The sequence below is a fragment of the Aeromicrobium halocynthiae genome (genome assembly GCF_039531385.1).
Taxonomy (GTDB): domain Bacteria; phylum Actinomycetota; class Actinomycetes; order Propionibacteriales; family Nocardioidaceae; genus Aeromicrobium; species Aeromicrobium halocynthiae.
In genome coordinates this window covers 186703-204164 of sequence record NZ_BAAAPY010000005.1, presented here as the reverse complement: position 1 = coordinate 204164, position 17462 = coordinate 186703, and the positions used below count along the sequence as shown (strand labels likewise).

Annotated in this window: 13 protein-coding genes and 1 pseudogene; 6 read left to right on the top strand and 8 right to left on the bottom strand. The window is 69.3% G+C overall.

Annotated elements, in window-relative coordinates:
- Window positions 1–387: 387 nt before the first annotated feature.
- The 4 genes from ABD213_RS09390 to ABD213_RS09375 are packed head-to-tail and all read right to left on the bottom strand — an operon-like array spanning window position 388 to window position 7467.
- Window positions 388–3525 carry a type I restriction endonuclease subunit R gene (locus ABD213_RS09390; protein ID WP_344327298.1) on the bottom strand — a complete coding sequence of 1046 codons (3138 nt, stop codon included), beginning with the start codon at window positions 3523–3525 and terminating at the stop codon, window positions 388–390.
- Entirely contained in the window at window positions 3525–4466 is a 942-nt protein-coding gene (locus tag ABD213_RS09385; protein ID WP_344327296.1) for a GIY-YIG nuclease family protein, read from the bottom strand. Before ABD213_RS09385 ends, ABD213_RS09390 begins: the two co-directional genes overlap by 1 nt.
- The gene (locus ABD213_RS09380; RefSeq protein ID WP_344327295.1) at window positions 4463–5719 is read right to left on the bottom strand and encodes a restriction endonuclease subunit S; all 1257 of its coding nucleotides are present in this window, start codon (window positions 5717–5719) and stop codon (window positions 4463–4465) included. Before ABD213_RS09380 ends, ABD213_RS09385 begins: the two co-directional genes overlap by 4 nt.
- A complete protein-coding gene (locus ABD213_RS09375; protein WP_344327292.1) occupies window positions 5716–7467 on the bottom strand; it encodes a type I restriction-modification system subunit M in 1752 nt (583 codons plus the stop codon). Before ABD213_RS09375 ends, ABD213_RS09380 begins: the two co-directional genes overlap by 4 nt.
- A gap of 413 nt (window positions 7468–7880) precedes the next feature.
- On the opposite strand from ABD213_RS09375, the gene ABD213_RS09370 reads away from it, so the two are divergent.
- On the top strand, window positions 7881–8384 hold the full coding sequence (locus ABD213_RS09370) for a RelA/SpoT domain-containing protein (RefSeq protein ID WP_344327290.1): 504 nt from the start codon (window positions 7881–7883) through the stop codon (window positions 8382–8384).
- Window positions 8371–8640 carry a hypothetical protein gene (locus ABD213_RS09365; RefSeq protein WP_344327288.1) on the top strand — a complete coding sequence of 90 codons (270 nt, stop codon included), beginning with the start codon at window positions 8371–8373 and terminating at the stop codon, window positions 8638–8640. The genes ABD213_RS09370 and ABD213_RS09365 overlap by 14 nt, the downstream gene beginning before the upstream one ends.
- A gap of 78 nt (window positions 8641–8718) precedes the next feature.
- Here the strand turns inward: ABD213_RS09365 and ABD213_RS09360 are convergent, their stop codons facing one another.
- A complete protein-coding gene (locus tag ABD213_RS09360; RefSeq protein WP_344327286.1) occupies window positions 8719–9516 on the bottom strand; it encodes a thioesterase family protein in 798 nt (265 codons plus the stop codon).
- A 330-nt stretch (window positions 9517–9846) separates the two neighbouring features.
- On the opposite strand from ABD213_RS09360, the gene ABD213_RS09355 reads away from it, so the two are divergent.
- Window positions 9847–11928 carry a heavy metal translocating P-type ATPase gene (locus tag ABD213_RS09355; protein WP_425546047.1) on the top strand — a complete coding sequence of 694 codons (2082 nt, stop codon included), beginning with the start codon at window positions 9847–9849 and terminating at the stop codon, window positions 11926–11928.
- A 6-nt stretch (window positions 11929–11934) separates the two neighbouring features.
- Here the strand turns inward: ABD213_RS09355 and ABD213_RS09350 are convergent, their stop codons facing one another.
- From ABD213_RS09350 to ABD213_RS09340, 3 genes are all read right to left on the bottom strand, one after another.
- The gene (locus tag ABD213_RS09350) at window positions 11935–12804 is read right to left on the bottom strand and encodes a WD40/YVTN/BNR-like repeat-containing protein (protein ID WP_344327284.1); all 870 of its coding nucleotides are present in this window, start codon (window positions 12802–12804) and stop codon (window positions 11935–11937) included.
- Between the two features lie 89 nt (window positions 12805–12893).
- On the bottom strand, window positions 12894–13487 hold the full coding sequence (locus tag ABD213_RS09345) for a DUF305 domain-containing protein (protein WP_344327282.1): 594 nt from the start codon (window positions 13485–13487) through the stop codon (window positions 12894–12896).
- A gap of 105 nt (window positions 13488–13592) precedes the next feature.
- Window positions 13593–14033, bottom strand: coding sequence for a DUF6153 family protein (locus ABD213_RS09340; RefSeq protein ID WP_344327280.1), 441 nt, complete (start codon window positions 14031–14033; stop codon window positions 13593–13595).
- Window positions 14034–14118: 85 nt separating this feature from the next.
- Here ABD213_RS09340 and ABD213_RS09335 point away from each other — a divergent pair.
- The 3 genes and pseudogenes from ABD213_RS09335 to ABD213_RS09330 all read left to right on the top strand — a co-directional run.
- Window positions 14119–14991, top strand: a pseudogene (locus tag ABD213_RS09335) (RsbRD N-terminal domain-containing protein); the annotation flags it as partial.
- A 174-nt stretch (window positions 14992–15165) separates the two neighbouring features.
- Entirely contained in the window at window positions 15166–15357 is a 192-nt protein-coding gene (locus ABD213_RS15090; protein ID WP_425546049.1) for a helix-turn-helix domain-containing protein, read from the top strand.
- A gap of 81 nt (window positions 15358–15438) precedes the next feature.
- Entirely contained in the window at window positions 15439–17448 is a 2010-nt protein-coding gene (locus tag ABD213_RS09330; protein ID WP_344327275.1) for a fatty acid desaturase, read from the top strand.
- Window positions 17449–17462 lie beyond the last annotated feature (14 nt).

Genomic DNA, 17462 nt, shown 5'->3' with positions numbered 1-17462 from the left:
CACGCCGAGGACTACCGGATCGAATACAACACCGTCCGCCCCCACGAGGCGATCGCATGGAACCGGCCCGAGGAGGTGCACCTCGGCCTGGCCGATCCGACCATCCCGACTTTTCAAACCAAAGAAATCCTGCCAACTACTTGACGCGGGACACGCCGGGTCAAGCAGAGTGTGAGCATGTTCGATGTCTTGAACGATTCGCGGCAGTCGACATCATCGTGACCGGGGTGTTGAGTCCGGTGCTGCGGCCGCTCTTTCAGACGACCGAGTCTCACCCCTGGAGCCACGGTCGCGTTCCCGGGCGAGGCTGTTGGGCCGCCTATCCAGAAGACTCAACCTCGATGTTCGAGCGAAGGCCCATCTGCCGCCTTCGGGTTCTGAGCAGCATCATTGGCGCTCAGAACCCCTCGCTCCGTCGTTCGCAAGCCTGTAGAACCACTCCGCGATCTCGACCACGAGCCGTGCCTTGCCGGGGTTGTCGGAGAAGAAGTAGTCGGCCATCGCGTTGTGGGCGCCCTGGTTGTCGGCCACGACGCCTTGGACGGCTTCGTCGAAGTCGGGGGAGTCGGCGAACTGCTGTGGGGTGTTGACGCGGGCCTGCTGGACGAGGGCGTCGTCGTCGAGCAGGGAGCGGCCGAGGGACTCGAGGAACGAGACCTTCTGGGAGCGGGTGAAGTCCTCGTCGCCGAAGAGATCGTTGAGCCGGTCGAGGACTTGTTGGAAGGCAACCATCGTGGGGTCGCGGTGCTCGCCGGAGCCGGCGGCGGTCATGCCGATGAGGCCTTGGGGGTCGACGAGTTTGATGTCGGCGGCGCCGCGGTCGAGCTGCTTGACGGCCTTGAGCTCGAGGTCGGTGAGGTCGATCTCGGTGCTGAACGTGTCGGGCTGGATGCGTCGCTGGAGCAGGGAGAGGTAGATGTGCAGGGACTCGAGCTCGGCGCTGCCGTAGTCGACGATCTGACTCATGAAGGCGTAGACGTTGACGAAGGAGGCGACGTCGCGCCGGAACATGGTGAGAGTGTCGAGCTCGACGGTGTCGTCGTCGGCGATGGCGGTGGTCCAGCGTCGGAAGAACTCGCGCTGGGCGGGGGCGATTGCGGCGTCGACGCGGGTGTGCTTGCCACCCAGGACGGCCTCGGCGCACAGCCGGACGTCCTCGGGTGTGTAGATGGCGGCGGTGTCGAGCTTGGCGGCGATGTCGTGAACGAGGTTGGGGTCGGTGGCGGTCTCCAGGTAGGCGCCGACGAAGTACGGCTCGAAGGACTCGCGGATCTTCTCGGGGTCGTTGACGAAGTCCACGACCTGCGTCATGAGCGCGGTCTTGGGCTCGCCGTCCGGGGTGACGTAGGTGCGGTTGAGCCGGGAGAGGGTCTGCACGGCGGTGACGCCCGAGAGCAGCCGGTCGACGTACATGGCGCACAGCAGCGGCTGGTCGAACCCGGTCTGGAACTTGTTGGCGACGATCATGAAGGAGTACTCGTCGTCCTTGAACGCGTTGCGCAGGTCGTGCACGGCGCGGCCGCGCGAGTCGCGGTTCATGGTGGACTCGGTGAACTCCTCGGGCCCGGAGTCGGGGTCGTCGACGCTGCCGGAGAACGCGACGAGGGTGCCGAAGCCGTAGCCACGTTCGGCGATGTAGGCGTCGATGGCGAGCTTGTAGCGGACGGCGGCCTTGCGGGAGTCGGAGACGACCATGGCCTTGGCGTGGCCATCGAGCAGGTGGGCGACGTTCTCGCGGAAGTGCTCGACCATGATGGCGGCCTTCTGCGCGATGGTCTGGGGGTTGAGCTTGACCCACCGCATGACCTGCTTGTTGGCCTCGCCCTGGTCGACCTCCGTGTCGCCGGCGCTCTCGGCGGCGGCGTTCTGGCCGACGCGGAAGGCGATCTCGTAGGAGTGGTAGCCGCGCAGGACGTCGAGGATGTAGCCCTCCTCGATCGCCTGCTTCATCGTGTACAGGTGGTACGGCTCGGACAGCCCCGACGGGTCGCCCGTGGGCGGGCGGCCGAACAGCTCGAGGGTCTTGGCCTTGGGGGTGGCGGTGAACGCGAAGTAGGAGATGGTGCTGGCGTCGGCCCGCTCACCGGCCTCGGCGGCGAGGACGGTCTCGACGTCGATGTCGGCGCCGTCGTCGAGGTCTTGCTGCTCCTCGGCGGTGAGCACCTGCTTGAGCTTGGCGGCCACTTGCCCCGACTGCGATGAGTGCGCCTCGTCGGCGATGACGGCGAACCGCTTGCCGACGAGCCCGGCGTTGGAGCGGATCTCCTCCAGCGCGAACGGGAACGTCTGGATGGTGACGACGATGATCAGCTTGCCGTTGCTGAGGGAGGCGGCGAGCAGGCCGGACTTGGCGACGCCCTCGCGTGCGGCGGCGTCGCGGTCGATGGTGGCGACGATGCCCTGATCATTGTCGATCTGTTTGATCGCGTCCTGCAGCTGCGCGTCGAGGACGTTGCGGTCGGTGACGACGATGACGGAGTCGAAGACCTTGGAGTTGTCGACCTGCAGGCGGGCGAGGCGGTGCGACAGCCACGCGATGGAGTCGGTCTTGCCCGAGCCGGCGGAGTGCTGCACGAGGTAGCGATGGCCGGGACCCTCGCTGGCAGCGGCGTCGACGAGGGAGGTGACGGCCTCCCACTGGTGGAAGCGGGGGAAGCGCAGCTGGGAGACGGCCGACCGCTTGCCGCTGATCGGGTCGATGCTCTTCTCGGTCTTGACGTACATGAACCGGCCGAGGATCTCCAGCCACGAGTCGCGCTGCAGCACCCGCTCCCACAGGTAGGAGGTCGCCGAGCCGCGCGGGTTGACGGGGTTGCCGGCGCCACCGGAGTCGGTGCCGCGGTTGAACGGCAGGAAGTGGGTGGCGTCGCCGCGCAGGCGGGTGGTCATCCACACCTCGTCGTTGGAGACGGCGAAGTGCACGAGCGCGCGAGCACCGGACTCGAACAGCGGCTGCTTGCGACGGGTGCCGGGATCCTGCGGCTGGCGGCTCGTGCGGTATTGCGCGATCGCATCGCCGATGCTCTGCGTGAAGTCGGTCTTCAGCTCCGCGGTGGCCACGGGCAGCCCGTTGACGAAGAACACGAGGTCGACCGAGCGGTTGTCGGCGGTGGAGAAGTGCACCTGCCGCATGACCCGCAGCCGCACCTGCCCGTACGCCTCGACGGTCGCGGCGTTGAGCGTCGACTCGGGCCGGAACTGGCACAGCCGGAACGCCGCACCGACGTGCCGGAACCCGTGCCGCAGGGCGTGCAGCGTGCCGCCGCCGTTGGCCATGGGGGTGTCGAGCACCTTGACCAGCCGGTCGAGCACCTGCGCCCGCTGCTTCCCGACGTCCGGCGCTTCGGCGGTAACGACTTTGGCGAGCGCATCAGGCTGGGTGTCCCCTAGCCAGCCGAAGAGGTCGGCCGGATAGAGCGCCCGCTCCCGGTCGTAGCCCTCGTCCGTGGGCGAGTACTCCCATCCGTGCTCTGCGAGGTGCTCGCAGATCTCCTTCTCGAACTCGATCTCGTGGTGCTGGGCCATCAGGCCTCCCCCTCGGCGGTGACAGCCTCGACGAGGCTTTCCTGCCACGCCGCATACGTGACCTGCGTGCCATCGACCTTCCATTCCGTTCGCCCGTTGGCACTTCGTCCGAGCACGATGGCGGCTGCCGCGCTGGGACTGGCGAACACGACGTCCTGAGCGAATTCCCGGTGCTTTCCGTCTGATGTGAGCACGAGAGAGCCATCGGTCTCGAGCTGCTGCCGCAACTTCTCATAACTGAGGCTCACCCCCGACCAGGCGGGGCGCGCGAGCGATCCCTGACGGACGACGAACTCCCCATCAACTTCCTGTGCGTTGGCGTCGACTCCCGTGACTGTCAGGGTGAAGACCGGCGACGCGCCGGCTCCGGCAGGCGAGGCGTGGACGGCGGGAGCCGCCGCCTGGGCTGAAAGGCGTGTGGAGCGCAGCAGGTTCACTCCAAGCACGGGCAGCACGATCTTGGCCTGCTCGACGAAGAACTCCATGTCGGACCTGTCGGCCTCGGGCAGCGGCAACGTCGGCGGTGCGGTGCCGTTGACCAAGCTCGAACGCTTGGCCTCGGCAGCGACCGCGATGAATCGGCTCTCCAGGTAGCGAGCGTGCGCCTTGGTGAGATTGGCGTCCTTGCTCGTAAGCACCACGACGCGATCCCAGAAGTCCTTGCCGCCAGAACCCTCCTGACGGTGATGTGCCGCGATTCGCTTGCCGACGTCGTCACCCTCGCCGACGTACGCGAGCGTCCCGCCGGGCGCGTCCGGGTCGTCCCCGAGCAGCACGTACACGCCGGTGCGTGAAGTCTCCGGCCGCTTCAGCAACGTCCCGAGGTCCGACCGTGGCGCAGCGATCACGTGGCCGGTCCAATTCATGATCTCGGCAGTCACGAGCCCGCCGGGGGTGCCGTCGGCGAGGAACAGGCGGACGGACTTCCCTAGCGCGCTCATGCTGCCCCCTCCAAGTCGATCTGGCCGGTGACGGCAGCGGTGATGAGGGCGGCGCGCCGCTCGGCTGAGAGCTCAACGAACCGCTCGGTTTCCGCGATCGATCGATCGATTCGTTCCAGGCGTGCTTGGATCGACTGCACGACCTCTCTCTGCTGACTCACGGACGGCAGGTTCAGCGGCAGGTTTGTGATGTCGGTCAGGCTGATGTTCTGCATCGAGTGGGACGACCCGGTGGCCTCCGCTTCGAGCAACCGTCGGTAGTAGGTGGCATTGAGCGCCATCGCCACAAACGGTGGGTAGGCGAGAGTCTCGTCGAGATCGAAAGCGAAAAGCTTGTCGCAGAGCATGAGACGCGGGAAGTCGTCCTCGACGAGCGCGGCGCTCCCGACCAGGTCGCGCGTGTTCGCGCGGGATACGACGATCTGCCCACGGCGGACCACGAGTTCTGGGCGCGGAGCAACCTCGTCGGGGAGCTGCTTGTTCTCCGCCGGCCTGAAGACACCGTTGTTCACAGCGCCCGCCTTGAGGACACCCCATTCCTCGATCCCGTCGGCTGGCCACGGATATGCCCGGGGGCTCCAGCCCTGAGTGATCGCCGAGACGATGTGCTTCAGCCGCACAGGTTGCCCCGCGGCGTCCGACGTCAGTACGCGGTCGAACTCGGCGCGGCGACGTTCGCGGAGGAGCGCCATCAGTCGCTGTTGTTCCTCGATGAGGGTGTCGATCTGGGCGGTCTCGCGATCGAGGTAGTCGGCGATGGCGCGTTGTTCAGCAAGGGGCGGAAGTGGGACGCTCATCGAACGGAACTTCCCGGCTGAGAAGTTGTCGATCGTGGATCGCACGGCGCCCAGGCGGATCTGATCGAGGTGGTGTTGTGACTGGCTCCACCAGGCGGCGTAGTCCGAAAGGATCTTGCTTTCGTCGGGACGGAGACGGACGAGATACCCGGCGTAACAGGCTCGTTCTCCGCCGCGGTGCTGGTAGCTGGTCCCTAACGATCCCGCCGCGGTGAAGAGCAGGTCCCCTGCCTCGACGAGAGCTCCCTCTGCCACTGCTGGCGGCAGGGTGACGCGCTTCGCCGGGTCTAGCGAGCGGAAGGTCGTGATGTCGGTGGTGCGGATGTATCGGGGCCAGTCGACTTCTCCATCCGCAGCAGCCTCTCCCAACCCATTGGTGACGGGAATGTCGGCGACATGCCTGAGATGTGCAGTCTGCCAGTGCCTGGGCAACGGGAACGTCGCGGAGGCTGTCATCCCTCCACCTCGCGGAGCAGCTCAAGGATCCTCGCGACCTGCTTCTCCAGGTCGGCGTCGATCTCGGCGAGGGGGCGGGGCGGGACGTAGCGGTAGAAGTGGCGAGTGAAGGGGATCTCGTAGCCGACCTTGGTCTTCTTGGGGTCGAGCCAGGCGTCGGGGACGTGGGGGAGGACCTCGGCGTCCATGTACGTCTTGATGGTGGCCTCGGCTCCGTCGGCGCCGCGGGTGTTGCCGCCGTAGGTGAAGGGGACGTTCTCGGTGTCGCGCTTCTTGGTGTCGGGCTTGGGCTGGCCCTTGCGGTCGGTGACCGGGTTGCCGGCCTCGTCCAGCAGGGGGCGCTCGACGGTGATGGTCCAGTAGCCGAAGTCGGCGGCGGTGAAGATCTTGGAGAACTCAGCGTCGCCCTCGGTCTGGTTGTCGAAGTTGTCGTGGATGGCGACGATGCGGGCGCGTGCGGCTTCGTCGAGCTCACGGCGCTTGGAGCCGAGGCTCTTGCGCAACTTCGTCCAGAAGCTGGTGGCGTCGATGAGCTGCACGTAGCCGCGGCGCTGCTCGGCCTTGGTGTTGTCGAGCAGCCAGATGTAGGTGGCGATGCCGGTGTTGAAGAACATGTCCGTCGGCAGGGCCACGATGGCCTCCACCAGGTCGTTCTCCAGCAGGTAGCGACGGATCTCCGACGGACCCGAGCCTGCGCCGCCGTTGAACAGCGGTGAACCGTTGAGGACGATGCCGGCACGGCCGCCTCCCTCGCTGCGGGGGCGCATCTTCGCGGCCAGATGGGTGAGGAACAGCATCTGCCCGTCGGAGACCGCCGGCAGTCCGGGGCCGAAGCGTCCGTCGGGGCCGGTGCGGGCACGCTCCTCCTTGACCGCTGCCTCCGATGCCTTCCAGTCGACCCCGTACGGGGGGTTGGCGAGGCAGAAGTCGAACTGGCGGTCCCAGAAGAGGTCCTCGGCGAGGGTGTCGCCGAGCTTGATGTTGGTGGCGTCCTGACCCTTGGCGATCATGTCGGACTTGCAGATGGCGTACGACTGGTCGTTGATCTCCTGGCCGTAAAGGCGCAGGCGGGCGTCGGGGTTGCGCTCGACCAGCCGCTCCTCGGCCACCGAGAGCATGCCGCCGGTGCCGGCCGTCGGGTCGTAGACGGTGCGCACGGTGCCCGGCTGGATCAGGCTGATGTTCTCCTCGGAGTACAGGAGGTCGACCATCAGCTTGATCGCGTCGCGCGGCGTGTAGTGCTCGCCGGCCTCCTCGTTGGAGGCCTCGGCGAACTTGCGGATCAGCTCCTCGAACAGGTCGCCCATGTCGGCGTTGCTGAGCACGTTCGGGTGCAGGTCGACCTCGGCGAACTTGCTCACCACCAGGTAGAGGCGGTTCTTCTCGTCGAGCTTGGCCACCTCGGTCTCGAACCCGAACCGCTCGAACACGTCGATGCTGGCCGAGAACCCGTTGACGTAGTCGAGCAGGTTGGCGCGCAGCCCCTCCGGGTCCTGCAGCAGCGTGCCGAAGTCGAACGCCGACGTGTTGTGGAACGTGAGTCCGGTGGCCCGCTTGACCTGCAGGTCGAGCGCGCCGCCCTCGAACCGCGTCGCCAGCTCGCGCACCTGCTCGCGGGTGGGCTCGAGGATGCAGTCGAGGCGGCGCAGGATCGTGAACGGCAGGATCACCCCGCCGTACTGGTGCGGCTTGTACACGCCCCGCAGCTGGTCGGCGATCGACCACACGAAGGTCCCGAGATTGCTCATCTAGCTCCCTGATCGGACGGTCGAGACGTCGACGCCGTCTCCTCGTCGGTTCGGGCCACAGTAACCGGAGCGGGGCGCAGCGAGCCCGCGCCGCGAATGGCTTTCGAGCTACCGCTGCCCCGCCGCCGCGAGGCAGCGGTAGCGTCCGTGGCGACGAGTACCGTGAAGCGATCGCGGATCTCGACCGGAAGATGACCAGCATGGTGACGAAGATCGACTGTCCCCACAGCGCATCGTAGATCAAGAAGGCTGGACAGACTCTCCGGCGGCACGCTCGCAACGATCCGCGAGCAACTCCGGAGAAGGTCGAACAGGCGACCGAGATCGCCAAGGTCTTCCGCGCTGCCCACCAGTACCCGCTGAGCAAGGCGAACATGGGCCTGAGGTCCATGGTCTCCACGGAGGGGTGTCGCGTGGAGATCTCGCAACGGCTGAAGCGATGGCCGACCATCCTCGACAAGCTCGAGCGAGAGCCCACGCTGGACCTCTCCCGGATGCAAGACATCGGAGGGTGTCGAGCCATTCTCGACTCCATCGACGACATTCGACGAGTTGAGGCGCGCGTCAGGAAGAACCGGAGCATCGTCGGGTACTCCGACTACATCGCCAAACCGCGCCCCTCGGGGTACCGGGGTGTCCACATGGTGGTGGAGTACGACCAGCGCGCGATCGAGATCCAGCTCCGCACTCAGGGGATGCACGAGTGGGCGATCACCATGGAGCAGATCGGCGGCAACATCGGTCTGTTCCTGAAGACCGAAGGCGATCACCCAGTCCAGGAACTGATGGCCGCCGTATCACAAGCGATGGCCGACCAGGAATCTGGCAGAATGTCTGATGAGGCACTACTGTCGAGCATCCGAACTCTGCGAGCTCGCGCGTCGCAGTCACTGAAGGAACGCCATGGCCAAGGCTAAGATCCAGCACTTCCTGCTGGTGTTCGACCACTCCTCTGGGGAGCTGGTCGACGTCAGCGACTTCGGCCACGACAGCGATGCAGCGCTCGTCGCCTATGCCCGCTGCGAAGAGACTCACGCGAGCAACCCGAGCATGGACATCCTGCTCGTCGGTTCTGACTCGCTCGAGACCGTGAAGGCCACGCACGCCAACTACTTCGACGGCAGCGCTGCAGTGTCCCGCCTCCTGTCCCGCTTCACCTCCGTCGACGCCTGAACAGCGCACGACGCCTCTGCTCCGCACTGGGAGCAGGGGCGTCGTCGTGCTTGTTCCGCCAAGTCGGCGGACGATCGCTCAGCGTGGCGCCACCATGAGCGGCTGGGTGATGGTGGCGAGGTGGCCGCGCTCGTCTGCCATCTGGCCGACGGCGGTCCCGATGCCGTGCAGGCCGACCGTGCTGCGGGCCTCGAGCAGCATCCACTCCGACGCCGGTGCCCGCTCGATCGTGGCGGTGACGGTCGGCGGGATGAAGAACCACTCGCGCATCGGCAGCGGACCGGACAGGCCGTTGGTCGAGTCGGCCACCGTCAGCAGCCGCTGCGTGGGCGACGTCTCCTCGCCGAGCACCAGGGGCACGCGCAGGCGGGCCCACACGGTGGCGGGTCCCGGCTCGTAGCCGCCTTCCACGAAGCGCCAGTCGATCGCGCGCCCGTAGACCCAGTCCGGACTCACGCCGTCGAAGAACGTCGACATCGAGGTCTCGGGGAGGGGTGGCAGGGGTGCGGGCGGCGTGGCGTGCTCGGCGGTGGCGTCGGTCGTCGCGCGGATCAGCCAGGCGGTCGCGGTCACCGCGGGACGCTCGTCCACCGACAGCGTGGCCTCGACCATCTCGACGCGGCGCCCCGGCTTGACGACCCGCGCCTCGACGTGGACCCGACCCTGCGGGATCCCGCCGAGCATGTCGGCGGTGATCCGGGCGAGCTGCAGCGACGGGTCGCTGCGCACCGCCTCGACCGCCCTGACCAGCAGGGCCGCCGGCGGTCCGCCGTGCTGGAGACTCTCGTCCCACGGGCTCGACGTCGCGGACGTGGAGTCCAGGTCGCCGTCGCTGCGGGGCAGGTAGAAGGCCTGGAGGTCGTCGTTCGCGGTCATGGGGTTCCTCGCTGGTCTCGGGACGGGTGCTCCTGGGTGCCGTCAGATCGATCCGGTGATCCCGGCGGCGACGACGTGGTCGCGTGGGTCCTCCGGCTCACGACGACGGTAGCCCGGTGAGGGCGTCCGTCGTGCCGGCCACCTCTGCCTGCGCGCCGAGGCGACCGACGATCGGTTGACTCAGATACCCCTGGGGGGTATACAGGTGCCCCTAGGGGTACGGCGATCTACAGTGGTGTCAGACGTCCACCGAGTCGTGGCCGGGACCGCTGCAGGACCCGCTCGATCGCCCACCGCCTGACCCGCACCCTCGAGACCCGGAGGCCGACCATGGAGCAGACCGTCCCCACCGACCGTCCAGCCACCGACGCGCACTCCGGGCACGCCGAGAACGGCCACCACCAGCACGACCACTCCGACCACGTCGGTCAGTTCCGGCGACTGTTCTGGATCATGCTGGTCCTGGCGATCCCCGTCGTCGGGTTCAACGACATGTTCGCCGACCTGATCGGCTACTCGCTCCCATCGGGTGAGTGGGTCTGGTGGGTCTCGCCCGTCCTGGGAACCGTCGTCTACGTCTGGGGCGGCCGGCCGTTCCTGACCGGCGGCCTGAGCGAGATCCGCAGCCGCGAACCGGGGATGATGCTGCTCATCGCGCTGGCCATCACCGTCGCCTTCGTCGCGTCGTGGGGAGCGAGCCTGCGGGTGCTGGACCACGAGCTGAACTTCTGGTGGGAGCTCGCCCTGCTGGTGGTCATCATGCTGCTCGGGCACTGGATCGAGATGCGCTCCCTGGCGCAGACCACGTCGGCCCTCGACTCGCTCGCCGCGCTCCTGCCCGACGAGGCCGAGCGCGTCGAGGGCGAGCAGATCCAGAAGGTCTCACCCGCCGACCTGCGCGTCGACGACGTCGTCGTCGTGAGACCCGGGGCGGCGGTCCCCGCGGACGGCGAGATCGTCGACGGCAGCGCCGACATGGACGAGTCGATGATCACCGGCGAGTCCAAGGCCGTCCGCCGATCCACCGGCGACCGCGTCACCGCAGGGACGGTCGCCACCGACTCGGGCCTGCGCGTGCGCGTCACTGCCACCGGAGACGAGACCGCGCTGGCCGGGATCCAGAAGCTCGTCCGCGACGCGCAGGCGTCCTCCTCGAGGGCGCAACGCATCGCCGACACCGCTGCCGCATGGCTGTTCTGGTTCGCGCTCGGGGCCGCGATCATCACGGCCGCGACGTGGAGCCTGCTCGGCCTGCCCGACGACGCCGTCGTGCGCACCATCACCGTGCTCGTCATCGCCTGCCCCCACGCCCTCGGATTGGCCATCCCCCTCGTCGTCTCCATCGCGACCGAACGCGCCGCCCGCGGCGGGGTGCTGGTCAAGGACCGCCTCGCGCTGGAGTCGATGCGCACCGTCGACACCGTCCTGTTCGACAAGACCGGCACCCTCACCAAGGGCGAGCCGACCGTCACCGCGGTGTCCACCGTCGACGGCCACACCGAGGACGACGTCCTGGCCGCAGCGGCAGCGGCCGAGACCGACAGCGAGCACCCCCTCGCGCGAGCGATCGTCCACGCGGCGCAGTCGCGGGACCTGCAGGTCCCGTCGGCGACGAACTTCGAGTCCTCGCCGGCCGTCGGAGTGCGGGCGACCGTCGAGTCCAGGGTCGTCGAGGTCGGCGGCCCCTACCTGCTCGCGCAGCACGATGTCGACGAGCTGACCGTGGCCGACACGTGGCGTGACGAGGGCGCGATCATCCTGCACGTCCTCGCCGACGGCGAAGTCCTCGGAGCGCTCCGACTGGCCGACGAGATCCGCGAGGAGTCCCGCGCCGCGGTCGACGCCCTGCACGCCGCGGGCTCGGAGGTCGTCATGATCACCGGCGACGCGCAGGCTGTCGCCGACACCGTCGCCGCCGAGCTCGGCATCGATCGCGTCTTCGCTGGCGTCCGGCCCGAGGACAAGTCGGCCAAGGTCGCCGAGCTCCAGGCCGAGGGACGTCGGGTCGCCATGGTCGGCGACGGGGTCAACGACGCACCGGCCCTGGCACAGGCCGACGTCGGCATCGCCATCGGCGCGGGCACCGACGTGGCCATCGGCTCCGCCGGCGTCATCCTCGCGTCGTCGGACCCGCGATCGGTGCTGTCGGTGATCGACCTGTCGCGAGCGACCTACCGCAAGATGAAGCAGAACCTGTGGTGGGCGGGCGGCTACAACCTGCTCTCGGTGCCGCTGGCGGCCGGGGTCCTCGCGCCGATCGGCTTCGTCCTGCCGATGAGCGTCGGCGCGATCCTGATGTCGGCCTCGACCGTCGTCGTCGCGCTCAACGCGCAGCTGCTGCGCCGCCTTGACCTCTCGCCCGCAGCGAGCACCTCGCGGTTCCGCGACGATCGGGCGGACGCCCAGACTTGAGGCGGTTCACGGCGCGGGGAGGACGACGGTCCAGGTGTCGCCGTCGTCCTCGCTGACCACGACGCCCCGGTCGTCGGAGACGGCGACCACGAGCCCGCCGCGCGTCGCGTGCGTCGCCACCGCCGCCGCCGTACCCTGGGCCGCCCCCAGCCGCTCGAAGCGTCCCGGCTCGACCACCGAGCCTTGCCAGATCGCGCCGTCGGCGCCGACGCCGACGAGGCCTCCCTCGCGGGACGGGTCCGCAGCGACGATCACCAGCAGCGGGGCGTCCTCGACGGGGTCGAAGGTCCGGCCCGCGTCGCGGCTCACGAGGAGCCCGTCCTCGGTCGTGACGACCACCGTCGCCGGGTCCACGTGGTCGACGGCCAGGTCGCGTGCTCGGACCGGTGCTCGGTCCGTCCAGGTCGTCCCGCCGTCGTCGGAGACGGCCAGCGCCTCCCGGTCAGTCGGGAGCCCGGCGACGACGTCGGGGTCGGCGATCGAGGTCGCCAGGCCGTGGAAGTCGGTCCGGCCGGCGAGCGCCACGGACTCCCAGCCGCGTCCGGGGGCATGGCGCACGAGCCCGATGTTGGGCGGGACGAACACGTCGTCGACGACCTCACCGGGATGCCCCGACGCGAGCAGGTCTGCTCCGGAGGCGGCCATGCCCATCGCGTCGAACTCCACCTCGCCGACGAGCTCGGCGCGCCGCTCGGCCTGGTCGATCGCGTAGACCCCGTGGTGGCTCGCGACGAAGAGCTCGCCGGCGTCGTCGTAGGCGAGTGCGTGCACGTGCCCGAGGTCCGGAGGCGGAGGGCCCTCGTCGGACGACGAGGTGCAGGCGGTGAGGGCGAGGACGACAAGGGTCAGAGTCGTCAGGGCGGAGGGGTGAGACATGGCTGCTCCAGGGGGCGCGCGGGGGGGGGTGAACGGGCGGGGTGGCGAGGGACGGGCGCACGGGGCGCCCACCCCTCGCCGCTGCGACGTCAGAGCGTCTGGAGCAGACTCTCCATCTGCTCGATCTCCTCGTTCTGCGTCTCGACGATCGTCCGGGCGAGCTCGACGGCCTCGGGCGAGCGACCGTCCTCGACCTGGGCCTCGGCCATCTCGACCGCGCCACGGTGGTGCTCGATCATCTGCTCCAGGAACAGCCGGGACGCCTCCTGGCCGTCGGCCGACCGCAGCTCCTCGAGGTCGGCCTCGGACATCATCCCGCTCATCGAGCCGTGGTCGCCGTGGTCCATCGAGCCCATGTCGTCGGCGTCGACGCCCCACTCCTCGAGCCAGCCCTCGAGCTGCTCGATCTCGGGGCCCTGGGCGGCCTTGATCTGCTCGGCGAGCGCGCGGACGTCGGGGTCGACGTCGTCCTTCTCGAGCACGATGTCGGACATCTCGATCGCCTGCTCGTGGTGCGGCAGCATCATCGTGGCGAACATGACGTCGGCGTCGTTGACGTTCGCGTTCTCCTGGGCGACCTCCGCGGCGCCGGTTCCGGCGTCGTCGTCGGTGTCGGCGCACCCGGCCAGCGTGAGGCTGAGCGCGAGGGCGATGGCAGCGGTCGTGCGGGTGGTCTTCTTCATGAGTGGTCCTGTCGTTCAGTCGGTGGACGAGGGTCTTCGCCGGTGGCGGGACCCGAAGGGCGTGCTGCAGCACTCGCCCGGTGGTGGGGCGGGTGCGAGTGGCCCTCAGGTCCGACTGATGCAGAGGACGTGCAGTGACGGCGGGCGCGGTGGCCGCGCGGCGGCGACCGCCAGGATGCGTGCGTCGAGCCGGCGCCACGGCTCCAGAGCCCACCACAGGAACAGGCGCGGACGCAGCAGGACCACGGAGATCCCCACCGCGAGCAGGATCGACAGGCACATACCCGCCATCCCGAGGTGGGATTCCGTGCACCCGGGGCATGGGTGCGACGACTCCCCGTGGTCGTGGTTCGTCGCGGCCGCGTGGGCGGCCGCAGAGCTCTCAGCGTGCTCGGCCACCGCGACGGTGGTGACGGGCGCCGGGACGCTCGTGCCGTGCAGGCCGAGGGCGTGCATCGCGAACAGGCCGGCGAGGACTCCAGCGACCGCGGCCAGTCCCAGGAAGCGGCGCCGTCGGGGTGCGCGCCGGTGGACTCTGCTCTGCACGGAGCCAGCGTAGATCGGACCTCCTCACGCACACGCGTGAGGCCGTGGCCCGGACGTCGACGGCACCACGGGCTACGCTCCCCGCATGGAGGGCGAGCGTCAGATCGGGCCCGACCCCTCGGTCCTGCGCGAGTCCGTCGGCGAGGCGCTCGGGAACGTCACGCGCCTTGCCGAGGAGATGTTCGCCTACATCCTCGAGCGCGTGCCGGAGGCCGGCGCCGACCAGCACGTGCGGGAGCTGACCCACGCGTCGTGCCTCGCCAACGCCGAGGCGGCACTCTCGATGGTCCGCGACGGCGTCGCGGTGACCGAGGCCAAGGCCCCTGCCGCCGCCCTGGAGCACGCCCGCGCCATGGCGAACCGGGGGCACGACGTCGACACGATGCTCCGGTTCTACCGCATCGGACAGGCGTACTTCGCCGCCGAGCTGCTGCCGCGCATCGTCGGGTCGATCGACGACGCTGACGACGCCCTCGCCGTCAGCCTGACGATGCAGAGCTTCGTCGTCGCCTACCTCGACCGGATCAGCTCCCACGTCGCCGAGGAGTACGTCGCCGAGCTCGACCGCCGCCAGAACCGCGTCCGGGCCGAGCGGACCGATGCGGTCCGAGCCCTGCTCGCGGGGGAGCCCGTCGACGTGGCGCGGACCGAGCGCGTCCTCGCCCATCGCCTCACCGGGTGGCAGACGGGCCTGGTCTGCTGGACCGATACCGCCGACGTCGACCTGGCGACGGTGGGAGCGGCCGTCGCGTCCGAGCTCGGGGTCCGGCACCCGCTGCTCATGCCCGACGGAGCACGGTCGACGTCGATCTGGCTCTCGACGCCCTCGACTCCCGACCTCTCCGACGAGCGGCTGGCAGCACTCGCCCCCGTCCTCCCGCGCGGAGTCCTCGTCGCCATCGGGCGCCCGCTGGACGGGGTGGCGGGGTTCCGCGAGACCCATGCCCAGGCGCGGCGAGCGCGTCGCGTCGTGGAGCTCTCCTCCGCGCCGGACGCCATCACCCGCTACGACGACGTCGCGCTCGTCGACGTCATGAGCCAGGACCTCGACCTCGCACGACGGTTCGTCGCGCTGGAGCTCGGACCCCTGGCCCAGGACGGGGAACGCGAACGGCTCGACCGGGCCGCACTCCTGGCGTTCCTCGACGCCGGCGGACGGATCGCGGCGGCCGCCCGGGCCCTGGACATCCACCGCAACACCGTCCTCAACCGGGTCCGGCGGGCCGAGTCCCGCCGCGGCCGCCCGGCGACGGTCCGTACGGCCGAGCTGCACGCGGCCCTGCGGATCGCCTCGGTCCTCGGGCCCGTCGTCCTCAGCAGCTGACGCGACCCTGTGCACTCTGCACATAGTCCTGTGCTGGGCGGCACTGGCGCCGACCAGCCCAGGCGCCTACCGTCCACGAGCATGACGACGACGCCCGAGCTGCGCACCTCCGCCAGGATGGCCCAGGCCCTGCCGGACCCCGGCGAGCGGATCCCCACCCTGTCCTGGCCGATCGTCGCCATCTTCACCGGTGCCCTCGCGACGTTCGCGGTCTCCGCCTGGGCGGCCGTCACCGACGTGGCCCACCCGGTGGTGACGATCGCCCTCGCGGCAGCCGCGATCTTCGTCCTGTTCACGGTGCTGCACGACGCCGCGCACTACTCGATCAGCACCCACCGGTGGGTGAACGTCGCCTTCGGGCGGGTGGCGATGTTCTTCGTCTCCCCGCTGCTATCGTTCAGGTCCTTCGCGTTCATCCACATCGAGCACCACCGCAACACCAACGACGGCGACAACGACCCCGACCACTTCGTGAGCGCGGCGCCGCACTGGCAGCTCCCGGTCAGGTTCGCCCTCATGGACGTGCCGTACCTCAGGTTCCTGCTCAAGAACCTGTCCCGCCGGCCCCGCGCCGAGCTGCTCGAGACCGCGGGCCTCATGACGTTCACCGCGTCCGCCATCGCCGTCGCGGTCGCCACCGGGCACTTCTGGACCCTCGCCGTGGTCTTCCTCATCCCCGGACGCGTCGCCATGTTCGTGCTCGCGTGGTGGTTCGACTGGCTGCCCCACCACGACATCGAGGAGACGCAGCAGGAGAACCGCTACCGCGCGACGCGCAACCGCGTCGGGTCCGAGTGGATCCTCACCCCGCTGCTGCTGTCGCAGAACTACCACCTCGTGCACCACCTGCACCCCTCGATCCCGTTCCACCGCTACGTCGCGGCGTGGAAGCGCAACGAGGAGAGCTACCTCGAGCGGGACGCGCGCATCGACACCGTCTTCGGTGCCGAGCTCGACGCCCACGAGTACCGCGAGTGGAAGCGGCTCAACGGCGCACTCGGCAACGTCCTGCCCGTCCGCATGCCAGCGCGCTCGTCGGCCACCCGGCCCGTGGCGCACCCCGTCACCGTGGCGGCGGTCGAACGCCTCACGCCGGACAGCGTGCTCGTCCGCCTCGACGTGCCGGAGGAGCTGCGCGAGGAGTTCGCGTTCCAGCCGGGTCAGCACCTGACCGTGTGCGGGGACTTCGGCGGCGAGACGCTGCGCCGCTCGTACTCCATCTGCTCCGCGGCGACGAGCGGCGACCTCGAGATCGCGGTCAAGCAGATCGACGGGGGAGTCTTCTCGACGCACGTCGTCGAGCAGCTGGAACCGGGCGACACCCTCGAGCTGATGACGCCCAGCGGCTCGTTCGGCACCTCGCTCGACCCGCTCGCCGCGAACCACTACGTCGCCCTCGTGGCCGGCAGCGGCATCACGCCCGTCATCTCGATCCTGGAGTCGGTCCTCGTGCTGGAGTCCGACAGCCGCTTCACCCTCTACTACGGCAACAGGGACGCCGAGAGCACCATGTTCCGGGCACGCCTGGAGGCCCTCGAGTCGCGGTTCGCCGACCGCCTGCGCATCGTCCACGTGCACTCGCGCAACCCGGCTCACCCCGCGGCCCAGCGCGGCCGCATCGACGCGGCGAAGATGGAGCGGTGGACCCGCGAGGACCTCGACGTCGCGGACGTCGCTGAGTGGTTCCTGTGCGGTCCGGTCGACATGGTGCGGGAGCTGCGCGACGACCTCCTCGGGCGTGGGGTCGACGTCGACCGCGTCCACGTCGAGCTGTTCCACGGCTTCGAGGCCCCCTCGACCCGCGAGGGGTTCGACGACGCGCAGGTCACCGTCGCCCTCGGCGGTGAGGAGCACGCGCTGGACCTCGCCGCCGGCGACACCGTCCTGGAGACCGCCCTGCAGGCCGGCCTCGACGCGCCCTACGCCTGCCTCGGCGGTGCGTGCGGCACGTGCCGGGCGAAGGTCGTGACCGGCGAGGTGCGGATGGAGCAGAACTTCGCCCTGTCCGCGGCGGACGTGGACGCGGGCTACGTCCTCACCTGCCAGTCGCGACCGACCGTCCCGTCGGTGCGTGTCGACTACGACGGCTGACCGCGCGAAGGGCC